Raw genomic sequence first — 13,087 nt, forward strand, 5'->3', positions numbered from 1 at the left:
CACTTTTTCCTGTTTCATACGCCGCTCTTGCCGCCGCCCGCAAGGACGGCTCCTGCCGCCGAACGCGGATCGAGCCAGTCGCGCAGCAGATCGCAGACCCCGTTGAGCACGAGGATCATCACGACCAGCGCCAGACAGGGCCAGACAAGCAGCATGGGCTGATGAGCGATGGCCGCCCGGCCGGTTCCGATCATCAGCCCGAGTGAGGGCGAGGGAGGGACGACGCCGAGACCAAGGAAGGACAGGCCCGATTCAAGCACAACCGCCGCCGCCGTGACGAAGCTGGCCTGAACCAGAAGAGGTCCCATGATGTTGGGTAAAATGGTTTTCAACATGATGCGGATGTTACTGGCACCCATGGCCTGTACCGCCTCGACATAATCCTGCGAGCGAACGGTAAGCACGCTGGCATAGGCGATGCGGGTGAAGCCGGGAACGAACACTGCGGCAAGCACGGGGATCAGTGTCATCGGGCCTGGCCCATAAAGGGTTACGGCGAGCATGGCGAGGAGAAGCGGGGGGAAACAGAGCACGACATCCATGGCCCTGAGCGTCAGGATTTCCGGAAAACCTCGCATGTAACCGCCGATAATGCCGAATGCGGTACCGATGACGCCCGAAAGGATGGAGGTCGAGAGGGCGATAAACAGCGAGATACGGATGCCGAAGACCAGCCGGGAGAGAATGTCGCGGCCCATTTCATCCTGCCCGAGCGGGAAAGCTGGAGATGGCCCGGCGAACCGCTGACCCATGGTCATCTTCAGGGGATCTGACAGGGGCAGTACTGGAGCAAGCAGGCATATCAGTGCGATGAGCGCGAGCAGCAGCGGCCAGACGAGACGAAGCGAGCGCGTCATTTGCGAATCCTCGGATCGGTGACACCGTAGACAATATCGACGATGAGGTTGAGCGTGATGAACAGGGCCGAAATGACCAGGATGACCGCAGTAACTGTGGGGTAGTCACGGGAATTGACGGCGCTGACCAGCATGCCGGACAAGCCTGGCCAGTTGAAGACATATTCCACCAGTACCGTGCCGCCGAACAGGCCGCCAAGATTGAGCGCGAAGACCGTGATGACCGGCATCAGCGCGTTGCGCAGCACGTGGCGGGCAATGATGCGCCGTTGCGGCAGACCCTTGGCGCGTGCGGTTCGGACATAATCCAGCGGCAGAACATCGAGCACTGAGGCACGCGCGATGCGCACGACGATCGCCGCAAGACCGAGCGCTATGGCGAAGGCGGGCATGGCCAGCAGGATCAGATGCTTGCCGGGGTCGTCTGAAATATTGACATATCCACCGGCTGGCACCAGCTTCCACATCTGGGCAAAGACCAGAATTATCAATGTACCGGCGACGAAAACGGGGATGCCCTGGGCAAAACCGGCAAGAAAATTCGAGACGCGATCGAAACTGCCGCCCTGTCGCAAGGCCGCGACAACGCCGACCGGTAAGCCGATGATCAAACTGAGGATCGCGGCGGCTGCGATCAGCTCAAGTGTACGCGGCAGGCGTTTGGCAATTTCGGGTGCGACCGGTGAACCGTCGATCATCGAGTTGCCGAGATCAAAGCGAATGAGGCCGGACATCCGATCGACATATTGCGTCAGTATCGGCCGGTCGAGGCCCAGATCGTTGCGCAACTGCGCAACCGAAGCCGCGTCGGGCGTCGAACCTTCTCCTGAAAGCAGCAGTTCAGCCGGATCGCCTGGCACCATATAAATGGAAAGAAAGACGAGGCTGGTAACGACCCAGAGCAGCGCCAGAGAAATGGCAATTCGCTGCAGGAACCAGAACATGAAGACCCTCCGGCAGTCAGCCATGCAACGTCAGCCTGAAAATACTTACCTTTCAGGCCTCTTCCGCACGGAAGATGAGAAACGGGTGCCCGGACAGGCGAGTGCCGACCGGGCTAATTCCAGATGTTACGACAGCGAAAGCTCGTCGAAAAGGCGACCGGAGAAGGGAGAAATCTGGTCCGGAAGCATATGGAAATTGTTGACGCGCTTCAGGTGGGCAAAGCCGGTGGCGCGGTAGGAAAGACCGCAAAAAGGCGTGTATTCGATGACGAGCTTGTCGACTTCGGCATATATCGCCTTGCGCTTTTCCAGGTCGAACTCCGCACGGCCCTTGGCGAGCAGCTCGGTCAGGCCTGGAACCTCGAAATTGCGTGAGCGGAAGAAGGTCGGCGACAGCGTCGGGTCAATAAGGGCGCTTGTCGCATCCGGATCGAAGGTGTCGAGGCCGAGACCCTGAATGGCGAAATCGCCCTGACCACGGTTACCCATGGTAACGCGGGTGGACCAGTCGGGCATCGTCAGTGTCACGTTGATGCCGACTTCAGCCAGATGGCCCTGGACGATGACGGCGGTATCGCGGTGCATGCCGTACTGCGCGGTCGAGAGCAAATTGACGGTCACACCTTCTGCACCGGCCTCCTTAATCAGCGCCTTGGCGCGGTCGGGGTCGTAGCTCTGCCCCTTGGCGAGTTCGGCGTTGTAGAACGGCGTCGCGGACGAGCGCGGCACGCCTTCGAGCACTGCGCCACGACCGAAGAACACGCCCTTGACGATCTCTTCGCGGCGAATGGCGAGGGAAACGGCGCGCCGCAGGCGCTGGTCCTTGAATGCACCAGCTCCGTTGAACGACAGGAACATGAAAGCGCCTGTGGCAGCTGTCTCAAGCGCAACACTGGCGTCCTTGTCGAGCTGGTCCATTGCGCTCCACGGAACGTAATCGATCACATCGACGTCGCCCGCAGTGATCGCTGCAACACGTAGGTTTTCGTCGGCGTAGGCGGTGACACGAACCTTCTTGAAATGCGGCAAGCCGTCCTTGAAATAATGCGGGGAGGCTTCGAAATCGAGGCCTACGCCCTTTTCTGCATTGGCCAGCGTGAACGGGCCTGCGCCTGTGCCATGGTCCTGTTTGTCGGTCGAACCCTTGGCGATAATCTGCAGGAAGGGGTTGGCGAAGAGCGCCGGCAGCGCCGCGTTCGGTGATTTCGTCAGGAGCTTGAAGGTGCGGTCATCGACAATCTCGACCTTCTCGACTTCGAGCATCGCATCACGGGTATAGGCGCCGGAGCCCTCCGCCTTGATCTTCTCGATATTCCATTCGATGTCGGCCGACGTGACGGGCTGGCCGTCGGAGAATTTAACATCCTTCAGCTTGATCACCCAGGCGCGGTCGCCGTCTCTGTCGAAGCTTTCGGCCAGTTCACCCACAAGTTTGCCTTCTGGCGTGTAGGCCATGAGGAAACGGTTGATCAGCGAAGAAACGAGTTGGCCGGCATAGCCGACATTCACCCACGGTTTCAGATGAGCGGGATAGGTGGAAAGGCCGATGCGCAATGTGTCGGAAGAGGCCTGCGCAAAGGATCTGGACGCTCCGATGGCAAATGCGGCACCTGAAGCGGCGGTCAATTTCAGAAGGGTACGGCGATCGAGTATCATGGTTAGTTCCCCATTATGTGTTGATACATGCTTGCCAGCCGGCGTGGACGATTTCGGCGCGCCACCTTTCCGGAAAAGTGTCGGTCCCGGTGGGCGTGATCTGGTCCCGTCGATACCGAAAACAATAAAGAGAGCCTTTTCCGGGTGTCAAGCGAAATTCCATTAATTAATTCATTGGGAAATCTTTGTCTCAAATAACGGAATAAGATCGCAGATTTTTCAATCTCTGGCGTAATTTTGGCTTATAATCTAATTATAGGAATAGCAGAAATATTCTGGTCGTAATAATGGAATTGAGATTGACAAGGGAATGAAGCCGATCATAGGGTCTGAACAACTGGCCCGGATTGCCCGGCAGCCGTTTCTCCGGGGCCGAAGGCTTGGCTTTCGCAGTGGGCGGCGCATGCAATCAAGGCAGTGTCGCACGACCTCCAGATGAGGCGTTGCCTTATGACATCCAGAAGAAGGAGCGAGCCATGGCATGGCGGATTGGCGTGGATTCCGGTGGTACTTTTACCGACGTTTGTCTGTTTGAGGATGAGACGGGCGAGGTGGTGATCTGGAAGGTTTCATCGACACCGGATGACCCTTCGCGCGGGATCACGCAGGGTGTGGCCGATGGCATCGAGCGCGTGGGCATCAAGGCCGAGGACGTTTCCTATGTCGGTCACGGTACAACGGTTGCCACAAACGCGCTCATTCAGGGTCGTGGCGCAAAAACAGGGCTTCTGACGACCGGTGGTTTCCGAGATCTGCTGGAAATCGGCCGTCAGAAACGCCCGGACCTCTATGATCTCCAGGCAGATAAGCCTGAGCTTCTGGTCGAGCGTCACCTGCGCTTCGGTATTGAAGAGCGTGTTTTGGCCACTGGCACTGTCGAAACACCACTGGACGAGACCGCATTGCGCGAAGCGGTGCGGGCTCTGAAGGCCGATGGCGTAAAGGCGGTCGCAGTCAATTTCCTGTATTCTTTCATGCACGCCGAGCATGAGAAGATCGCGGCCCGCATTCTGGAAGATGAGTTTCCTGAAGCCTTCCATTCGCTGTCACACCGTATCGCGCCGGAATTCCGTGAGTTCGAGCGATTGTCGACCACGGTCGTCAATGCCTATCTTGGCCCCGTCATGCAGGGTTATGTGAAAGCGCTGTCCGGCAAGCTCATCGATCTCGGCATCACGGTTGCGCCGCAGCTCACCCAGTCGAATGGCGGCGTTATCGGCTTTGATGCTGCTGCCGAAATGCCGGTACGCACGGTTCTGTCCGGTCCCTCGACCGGTGTTGTCGCTGCCCAGGCTGTTGGTCGCATGACCGGCATCGACAACCTCATCACGTTTGACATGGGCGGTACCAGCTCTGACGTTGCACTGCTTGCTGATGGTCAGTGCCGAGTGGTAAACGAGTCGGTGGTCCACGGTTATCCGATCAAGGCTCCGATGCTCGATATACACACGGTCGGGGCCGGTGGTGGCTCGATCGCCTATATCGATTCCGGCAATCACCTGAAAGTCGGTCCACGTTCTGCAGGCGCCAATCCTGGTCCGGCCTGCTACGGCCTTGGCAATGACGAGCCGACGGTCACTGACGCCAATGTCGTACTTCAGACACAGAACCCGGAATATCTGCTCAACGGCCGAATGAAGATTGACCGTTCGCTGTCGGTAAAGGCCGTCGAGCGGCTTGCGGAAAAGCTCGATATGGGCGTTCTGGAAACCGCGAACGGCATTCTCGACATCGTGACGGCCAACATGGCCAAGGCCATTCGCGTGATTTCCGTCCAGCGTGGCCATGATCCGCGTGACTACGCGCTGGTCGCCTTCGGCGGAGCGGGTCCGGTGCATGCCGTGCGTCTGGCCCGTGAGCTGGGCATGAAGCGCATCGTCGTGCCGAAGACGCCGGGCGTCTTATGCGCTCTTGGCCTTTTGATGACGGATCTGAGAACGGACTTCTCCGCTACTGTCCTGCATCGCCTCGACCAGGTGGCGTCGGGAACGATCTCCACGCTTTATGATGGCCTTTCAGCTCAAGCCAATGCCTGGTTCGAGCGTGAGAAAATCGCACCAGCCGCCCGCGTTGTCACCCGCACTGTCGATTGCCGCTACGCCGGCCAGAATTACGAGATCGCAGTCGCCTTGCCGGAAGGACCGATCACCGAGGAAACCTTCCGCCTCGTCAAGGAGCGTTTCGAGCAGGCGCATCGCCAGCTCTATGGCTTCATCGCCGAAGGTGAGCCGGTGCAGCTTGTTACCTATCGTTTGGTCGCAAGCGGCGTCGTCGAAAAAGCAGCGTTCAAGGCCCGCGAGATGGAGGGCGAGGATTCCTCTGCTGCGATCTCCGGCAAGCGTGATGTCTGGATGGCCGAAGCCGGCGGTTTTACTGCGGCGACGCTCTATAACCGCGATCTGCTGAAACCCGGTAACGTCGTCGCCGGTCCTGCCATTATCGACCAGATGGATTCGACCACGGTTCTGCCGCCTGGATATGTCGCCACGGTCGATGCCTATCTCAACCTCATCGTGGAGGGAAAATGATGACGAATGCAGCCATCGCACAGAACACTGCTGCAGCACTCAATCCGATAACTGTCGAGGTCATCGGCAGCGCATTTGCCTCCACCGTCGAGGAAATGGGAGAGGCGCTCGTTCGTGCCAGCTATTCCACCAATATCAAGGAACGCCGCGATTGCTCGACGGCACTGTTCGACGCCAGGGGGGCAATGCTTTGCCAGGCAGAACATATCCCGATGCATCTCGGCTCGTTTATCGGCTTTATTCCCTATATTCTGGAGCATGTGGGCGCGGATAGTCTTGCGCCCGGCGACGTGTTTATCGGCAACGACGCCTATGAGGGTGGCGGCACCCATCTGCCGGATATCGTTCTGGCGGAGCCGATTTTCCAGGACGGCAAGTTGATCGCCTGGGCGATCAATACAGCGCACCATTCCGACTTCGCAGATCGCGGCCATGCCCACATATATCAGGAAGGCCTGCGCATTCCCCCGGTTCGCCTCTATCGAAAGGGCATTCTTCAGGAAGACATCCAGAAGCTGTTTCTCCTGAACTGCCAGGTGCCGCATGAGCGAATGTCGGACCTGCGCGCCCAGATGGCAGCGAACCGCCTTGGCGTGACGCGCCTCAAGGAACTCTGCGACAAGTATTCCACCGGAACGGTTCTCGCTGCTGGTCGCGAACTGATGGACTATGCCGAACGCAAGATGCGCGCCGGCATCGCTTCCATTCCGGATGGCACCTACAGCTTTTCGGATATGTTCGATGCGGAATCGCTGCGGGACGAGCTCGAATTTTCGGTGACAATTACAGTCAAGGGTGACGAGATGCATCTTGATTTCGTCAGCCCGCCGCAGGTTCGCGCGGGTCTGAACGTGGTCTATACCGCTCTCCTCTCCACAGTCTATTATGCGGTGAAGACCGTTGTTGATCCAACCGTCCTGCCGAATGCCGGTCTGGCCCGGCCCATCCATGTGACGGCGAAAAAGGGCACATTGCTCAATTGCGCTCACCCGGCCGCAGTCGATGGCCGCATTGCGGCATGCCAGCGCGTGGTCGATCTCATCCATGGCGCACTCGCGAAGGTGGTTCCGCACCGCGTCACCGCGGCCTGCAACGGATCTGTCGCGGTTGCGAGCTTCTCTGGTACACGCGCGGACGGCAGCCTCTGGGTCTATCTCGAAACTATCGGCGGCGGTTTCGGGGCGCGACATAACAAGGATGGCCTGGACGGCGTGCATGTCCACATGACAAATACGTCCAACCTTCCATTGGAATCGCTTGAAACCGAATATCCGCTAACGCTGGTTGCCTATGAATTGGTCGACGGTTCCGGTGGTGGCGGACAGTTCAGGGGTGGCATGGGTCTTCGCCGCGTATATCGCGCAGAAGCAGATTGCCGGGTCTCCATCGGTGGCTCCCGCTTCGTCTCGCGCCCCTGGGGTCTGGATGGTGGCCTTGCAGGTGGTCTTGGCTCCTTTACCATTCTCGGTGCGCCCGAGCGGCTGGTGAATGGTGCCGGCGACATCTTCAAGGGTGACATTCTCGAGATCGTAACGCCCGGTGCCGGCGGATATGGCGAGCCCTCCATGCGCGACCCGGCATCCATTGCAGCCGACGTCCGTGACGGACGCATTTCCTCCGAAGCGGCCAAATCCGTTTACGGGCTCTGATTTCCCAAGCTGGCCCGGTTTCCCTCCATAGGGAGCCGGGTCTTTTTTGGGCGAGTGGCTTGAGGTTCCAATTTTTTAACCCGCTTGACTACCCATGCCATATTGCCTAATCCAGTTCCAATTATCGGATTTTAATGAATGATATATTCACCGAAACCCAGGGGACAGCATGGCAAAGCAATCGTCCAGCAATGTCGAACGCGGTGCGGAAATTCTTCTGGCGCTAGGCAATGCGGGTGTCGGCGGCATGAGCCTTGCTGAAATCGCCGATGGGATCGGTGATGCTAAATCGGCGGTGCATCGGGCTCTGACGGGACTGTCTCATTACGGTTTTGTTGAGCAGAGCGGTCGGCGCGGCAACTACAGGCTGGGTAGCGCGATTTATGCGCTGGCGCAGCGCGTGCCAGGTATTGGTGATCTGGTCGATCTCTTCCGTCCGGCGCTTATTTCCATCACCGCCGGCACAAACATATCAAGTTTTCTCATGGCGCGGTCGGGTTTCGAATCCGTTTGCCTCGATTTCCAGCTCAGCGCGGCGCCGGTCCAACCCTTGCTTTCGGGCGTGGGCGGGCGTCTGCCGCTTGGTATCGGCCATGCCGGGGTTTGCATGATGGCGCGGCTGGACAGGGAATCCCGCGAACGCATCCTCGAAATCAACGCCCCGCATTACGAACAATGGCAGATCGAAACGGATACCATCCGCGCCGAGATCGAGATGTTCCTTGAAAAAGGCTATGTGATCGGTACGCGCAAGGCGGCGGGGTACGAGGTCTGGACGCTTTCCTTTGCGCCCGCGCCCGGTGACAATCGTTATGGCGAAACCGGGGTTTCCCTGCTTGCGCTGGCCAACAGCGTTTCGGATGACGAGGCACAGCGCTGCGTCGCGCTGATGTCTGAAGCACTGCCCTACAAGTGGTCCGGCCTCAACGCATAACGCCGGATCATTTCCTGGATATGGGCAAGGCGCGCGGTGCGCGCCGGTTCAGCAAGAACGTCCCGCCCGAAGGTAAAGCGGATGGTGTGTGCCGTGGAGACCGTGGCCCAGCACAGATTCGAGATTGACAGCCATAACTCGACAGGGTCCAACCGAGGGCGAAACACGCCAGCTGTGACGCCACGCTCCAGAATGCCCGCCACCATCCGGGAAATATTTCCGGCATATACCGTTTCGGGCTCCGATTCGCGGATGTTCTCGCCACCGTGCAGGTTCTCAATGCCGACAAGCGTCAGGAAGCCCTGATTGTTCCGGTAGTAGTCAAAGGTGAACTCCACAAGCCGGTCGAGCGCAGCAACCGGATCCGAAGGCATCGCCAGCGATTCCTCTGCATCGCGCATCGCCCGGTAAGCGTCTTCCAGCACATGCCGGAACAACACTTCCTTGCGGGAAAAATGCCGATAGACAAGTGCCTTGTTAACGCCAGCCGAATGGGCGATAGCCTCGATATTTGCACCTTCCAGACCGTGGGCAACGAATTCGCCTGCCGCAGCCACAAGAATGGCCTTGCGGGTGCGCGAAGTGCGCGCCGCGTGTGATCCTGGCGGCTTTTCCTTCACCTTTGTTGCCTGCGGCCCGTCGTTCATTCATGTCGTCCTTCCGTGGCCGGTGAATATCATCTTTGCCTCGTCTTGTCCTCTCTTCGGCAAGGAACGAATTTTGCAGCGTTGTCGCCAACAGCTCTTTACAGCTACCGTTGCTTCTGTTTTTGTAACGACAACGTTACTGTTACACAAGAGGCAGTTATGACCCCGCATTTGCGTGTCGCATCCGACGTCGGCGGAACTTTCACCGACAGCATTGCCTATGACGAGACGACGAGAACAATTACGGTCTCGAAGGTATCGACCACGCCGGTCAACCGTGCGCTCGGCACGCTTGAAGGCCTGCGAAACGCCCTGGGCCTGCAGGGCGCGAGCGGTGCGGATGTTGCGTATGTCGGCCATGGCATGACAACGGCAACCAATGCCGTGATCCAGCGCAATGGCGCAAAGACGGCATTTCTCACCAATCACGGCTTTCGCGATCTCCTTGAAATCGGCCGCCAGAACCGTCCGACGCTGTTCGATCTGACCAGAGTGAAGCCTGAACCGTTGGTGCCGCGCGAACTTTGTTTTACGGCGCGGGGCCGTATTCTGCCGACTGGTGAAGAGTTGCAGCCGCTCGACGAGGCCGATGTGCGCGCGGCTGGTGAAGCGATGAAGGCGGCTGGCGTCGAGGCCGTCGCCATCCTTTTTCTCCACTCTTACGCCAATCCCTCCCATGAGTTGCGGGCGCGCGATATTCTGGCTGAAGTCCTCCCAGATGTGGCAATTTCCGCTTCGGTCGAGGTGAATGCTGAATTCCGCGAATACGAGCGCGGCTCGACGGCGGTGCTCAATGCCTATCTTCGTCCGGTCATGGACCGTTATCTGTCTTCGCTCTCCGGTATGTTGCAGGATGAGAAGGAAGGGCTGGGCCTTGGCCGCGACCGTCCGGTTATGGTGATGGATGCTGCCGGTGGACTGATGAGCCTCGAAGGAGCGCGCCTCAAGCCCGTCCATACCGTTCTATCCGGCCCCGCCGGTGGTGTGGTCGCCAGCGCGCATGTGGCTATGCTGGCAGGTATTCCCGATATCATCACCATGGATATTGGTGGAACGTCCACTGATATCAGTCTCATCCGGGCTGGACGGCCGGAAATCACCCGTTCGGCCAATCTCGAAACCGTGCCGATCCGCCTGCCGGTTATCGATATTAATGCTATCGGTGCGGGCGGTGGTTCCATTGCCTGGATTGATGACGGTGGGGCGTTGCGTGCGGGGCCGATGAGCGCCGAGGCGGTGCCGGGCCCCGTTTGCTATCGTCGCGGTGGAACGTTGCCGACAGTTACCGATGCCAATCTTGTGCTGGGGCGGTTCTCGCCGCAATCGCGTCTGGGCGGTTCGATGACACTTGATCTGGATGGGGCCCATAAAGCCATCAACGATGTCATTGCCCAACCACTTGGTCTTGATGTCTATGAGGCGGCGGCAGGAATATTGCGCGTAGCCCATGCCAACATTGTTCGGGGCATCCGCGTTGTTTCCGTGGAACGTGGTTATGATCCACGTGATTTCGCGCTTGTGCCATTCGGCGGTGCGGGACCGATGCATGGCAGCCCCGTAGCCCGCGAGCTCAAGATGCCGCGTGTAATGGTGCCGCCGACCCCTGGCATTCTCTGTGCGCTGGGACAGCTGATTTCAGACCTGCGCCACGATTTCGTCGAAACACACGTCGTCCCCTATGCCGCCAATGGCGAAGCTGAAGCGGCTTTGCGCATCAAGCGCCTGACTGACCGCGCCGACGGCCATCTCGATCATGATGGCGTCGCGCCGGACCGGCGCGACGTGGAAATACGCATCGACGTGCGCTATCAGGGCCAGTCGTTTGAACTGTCAGTGACGGTGAATCCGGGCGAACCCTGTTGGTGGGCCGACCTTCCTCGCCGGTTTCACGCCGCGCACCGGGCCCGCTTCGGTCATGCTGACGAAAACGCCGCAATCGAGATCGCCGGCTTCGGCGTCACAGGTATCGGCCGCATCAAAACGCCGGTGCTTCCCGAACTCGACGACGGAGGCCCGGTGCCCGACGACGATGCCCTGACCGGCGAACGCCCGGTCTATTACGAGCCTGGGGATACCGGCGCGCGTGGCGCGTTCTATAAGGCGGCGGTCTACGCCCGGGAAAAGCTCAAGGCTGGCAACATGATATTCGGCCCCGCCATTATCGAGGAAGTTTCTTCGACAACCGTTCTTTATCCTGCCGACCGTCTCACGGTTCACAAATCAGGCAGTCTGATCGTTGAGGTAGCAGAATGACCATGTTTGATCCGATCCGTCTCGAAGTTCTGCGAAATGCCCTGGAAGCAACCGCGCAGGAAATGGGCGTCGTGCTGAAATGCACTGCCTTTTCGCCCAACATTAAAGAACGCATGGACGCATCCTGCGCAATCTTCAACGCGAATGCGGAGCTGGTCGCGCAGGCAGAGCACGTACCGGTGCATCTTGGTTCCATGCTGAGGGCCGTTGCGCCGACACTTGCACAGTTGCCACCGCTCAAGGAAGGCGATGTCGTCATCGTCAACGACCCTTTCATTGCCGGCGCGCATCTGCCCGACATCACGTTGATAGCTCCGGTTTTCGCCGCAGGTGAACTCGTTGCGCACGTGGCAAGCCGCGCGCACCATTCGGATGTCGGAGGCATGGAGCCCGGTTCGATGCCCGGCAGCTCAACAGAGATTTTCCAGGAGGGCCTGATCATTCCGCCAGTCCTGCTTTACGACGGAGGTGCGGAACAGGCCGGTATCATGCGCATGGTGCTTACCAATGTGCGCACGCCGGAAGAGAGGCGCGGTGATCTCAATGCCCAGTTGGCGGCTCTCAGGATCGGTGAGACCCGCCTGCAGGAAATGGTGGGGCGTTTCGGTGTCGATGGGCTGAAACAGGGCTTGTCGGCCATTCTTGACTATTCCGAGCGGCGCATGCTGAAGCGCCTCGCTGAGTTGCCGCCCGGCCGCTACGAGGCCGAAGACTGGCTGGATGACGATGGATCAAGCCCGGAGAAAGTCCTGATCAGGGTTGTCGTCGATGTTGCGCCCGACCGTCTGGTATTCGATTTTGCAGGAACCGCGCCGCAGCGGCGTGGTAATGTCAATGCGGTCAAGCCGATGACGCATTCGGCGGTCTTCTACGCCATCAAGATACTGACCGACGCAACGCTTCCGCCAAATGCCGGCGTGTTGCGTCCAGTCGAAATTCACATTCCGCAGGGCTGTTTCCTCGATGCCAAGCCGCCAGCCGCCGTCTGCGCGGGCAATACTGAAACCACGCAACGCGTGGCAGACACTGTGCTGCGCGCCTTTGCGCTTATCGCGCCCGATCGCATCGCTGCCGCCAGTCAGGGGACGATGAACCTGATCGGCATCGGTGGACGTGATCCCCGAAGCGGAAGGCCTTATACCTATATCGAGACGATTGGCGGGGGGCAGGGCGGCCGTCCCTATGGTGCTGGCATGCATGGCGTGCACGCCAATATGTCGAACACGCTCAACACTCCGATCGAGGCACTTGAAATCAGCTATCCGCTGCGTATCGAACGTTACGAGCTGCGCCAGGGATCGGGCGGGACGGGGCACCATGCCGGCGGCGAAGGCCTGATCCGCGCCATTACAGCGGTGGATCACGAGGCGCGTGTTTCGCTGCAATCCGACCGTCGGATCACTGGTCCTTACGGTCTGCATGGCGGTGACGCCGGCGCGACGGGACAAAACTCGGTCATCGATGCGGCCGGCATTGCGACACCGCTAGCCGGCAAAGGCTCGGTAACGCTTTCGTCTGGAGAAACGGTCGTCGTGGAAACGCCCGGCGGCGGCGGCTGGGGGAGGGTTCCGGTTCAGATCGAATAGAGACGCTACAGTCTCCCGCATACCTTGGACATC

9 protein-coding genes are annotated in these 13,087 nt (G+C 59.2%); 5 read left to right on the top strand and 4 right to left on the bottom strand.

Translation table 11 applies throughout. The annotated features are described in order from the left end of the window. Positions 1–14: 14 nt before the first annotated feature. The 3 genes from ACQZ5Y_RS19205 to ACQZ5Y_RS19215 all read right to left on the bottom strand — a co-directional run bounded on the left by ACQZ5Y_RS19205 (position 15) and on the right by ACQZ5Y_RS19215 (position 3,457). Positions 15–857 (bottom strand): ABC transporter permease, encoded by an 843-nt coding sequence (locus ACQZ5Y_RS19205; protein ID WP_013761254.1) that lies wholly within the window; start codon positions 855–857, stop codon positions 15–17. Further along, positions 854–1,801 (bottom strand): ABC transporter permease, encoded by a 948-nt coding sequence (locus ACQZ5Y_RS19210; protein ID WP_013761253.1) that lies wholly within the window; start codon positions 1,799–1,801, stop codon positions 854–856. The genes ACQZ5Y_RS19205 and ACQZ5Y_RS19210 overlap by 4 nt, the downstream gene beginning before the upstream one ends. A gap of 126 nt (positions 1,802–1,927) precedes the next feature. Next, entirely contained in the window at positions 1,928–3,457 is a 1,530-nt protein-coding gene (locus ACQZ5Y_RS19215) for an ABC transporter substrate-binding protein (RefSeq protein WP_174059925.1), read from the bottom strand. Between the two features lie 476 nt (positions 3,458–3,933). Here ACQZ5Y_RS19215 and ACQZ5Y_RS19220 point away from each other — a divergent pair, with 476 nt between their 5' ends. The 3 genes from ACQZ5Y_RS19220 to ACQZ5Y_RS19230 all read left to right on the top strand — a co-directional run bounded on the left by ACQZ5Y_RS19220 (position 3,934) and on the right by ACQZ5Y_RS19230 (position 8,568). Continuing rightward, positions 3,934–5,985 carry a hydantoinase/oxoprolinase family protein gene (locus ACQZ5Y_RS19220; protein WP_174059924.1) on the top strand — a complete coding sequence of 684 codons (2,052 nt, stop codon included), beginning with the start codon at positions 3,934–3,936 and terminating at the stop codon, positions 5,983–5,985. Next, the gene (locus tag ACQZ5Y_RS19225) at positions 5,982–7,634 is read left to right on the top strand and encodes a hydantoinase B/oxoprolinase family protein (protein ID WP_233283667.1); all 1,653 of its coding nucleotides are present in this window, start codon (positions 5,982–5,984) and stop codon (positions 7,632–7,634) included. Before ACQZ5Y_RS19220 ends, ACQZ5Y_RS19225 begins: the two co-directional genes overlap by 4 nt. A gap of 169 nt (positions 7,635–7,803) precedes the next feature. Beyond that, the gene (locus ACQZ5Y_RS19230; protein WP_013761249.1) at positions 7,804–8,568 is read left to right on the top strand and encodes an IclR family transcriptional regulator; all 765 of its coding nucleotides are present in this window, start codon (positions 7,804–7,806) and stop codon (positions 8,566–8,568) included. On the opposite strand, the gene ACQZ5Y_RS19235 is transcribed toward ACQZ5Y_RS19230, so the two are convergent. Further along, complete coding sequence (locus tag ACQZ5Y_RS19235) at positions 8,541–9,215, bottom strand: TetR family transcriptional regulator (RefSeq protein WP_174059923.1); 675 nt, start codon at positions 9,213–9,215, stop codon at positions 8,541–8,543. The genes ACQZ5Y_RS19230 and ACQZ5Y_RS19235 overlap by 28 nt on opposite strands. Positions 9,216–9,374: 159 nt before the next feature. On the opposite strand from ACQZ5Y_RS19235, the gene ACQZ5Y_RS19240 reads away from it, so the two are divergent. Then, entirely contained in the window at positions 9,375–11,468 is a 2,094-nt protein-coding gene (locus ACQZ5Y_RS19240) for a hydantoinase/oxoprolinase family protein (protein WP_174059922.1), read from the top strand. 2 nt (positions 11,469–11,470) lie between these two features. Next, on the top strand, positions 11,471–13,054 hold the full coding sequence (locus ACQZ5Y_RS19245) for a hydantoinase B/oxoprolinase family protein (protein ID WP_236762970.1): 1,584 nt from the start codon (positions 11,471–11,473) through the stop codon (positions 13,052–13,054). Positions 13,055–13,087 lie beyond the last annotated feature (33 nt).

The sequence above is a fragment of the Agrobacterium sp. A3-95 genome, assembly GCF_053521785.1.

Bases quoted from the DNA above. Each gene is read 5' to 3' on its own strand.
- ACQZ5Y_RS19230 (WP_013761249.1), top strand. From the start codon at position 7,804: ATGGCAAAGCAATCGTCCAGCAATGTCGAACGCGGTGCGGAAATTCTT.
- ACQZ5Y_RS19235 (WP_174059923.1), bottom strand. From the start codon at position 9,215: ATGAACGACGGGCCGCAGGCAACAAAGGTGAAGGAAAAGCCGCCAGGA.
- ACQZ5Y_RS19210 (WP_013761253.1), bottom strand. From the start codon at position 1,801: ATGTTCTGGTTCCTGCAGCGAATTGCCATTTCTCTGGCGCTGCTCTGG.
- ACQZ5Y_RS19240 (WP_174059922.1), top strand. From the start codon at position 9,375: ATGACCCCGCATTTGCGTGTCGCATCCGACGTCGGCGGAACTTTCACC.
- ACQZ5Y_RS19220 (WP_174059924.1), top strand. From the start codon at position 3,934: ATGGCATGGCGGATTGGCGTGGATTCCGGTGGTACTTTTACCGACGTT.
- ACQZ5Y_RS19215 (WP_174059925.1), bottom strand. From the start codon at position 3,457: ATGATACTCGATCGCCGTACCCTTCTGAAATTGACCGCCGCTTCAGGT.
- ACQZ5Y_RS19245 (WP_236762970.1), top strand. From the start codon at position 11,471: ATGTTTGATCCGATCCGTCTCGAAGTTCTGCGAAATGCCCTGGAAGCA.
- ACQZ5Y_RS19205 (WP_013761254.1), bottom strand. From the start codon at position 857: ATGACGCGCTCGCTTCGTCTCGTCTGGCCGCTGCTGCTCGCGCTCATC.
- ACQZ5Y_RS19225 (WP_233283667.1), top strand. From the start codon at position 5,982: ATGATGACGAATGCAGCCATCGCACAGAACACTGCTGCAGCACTCAAT.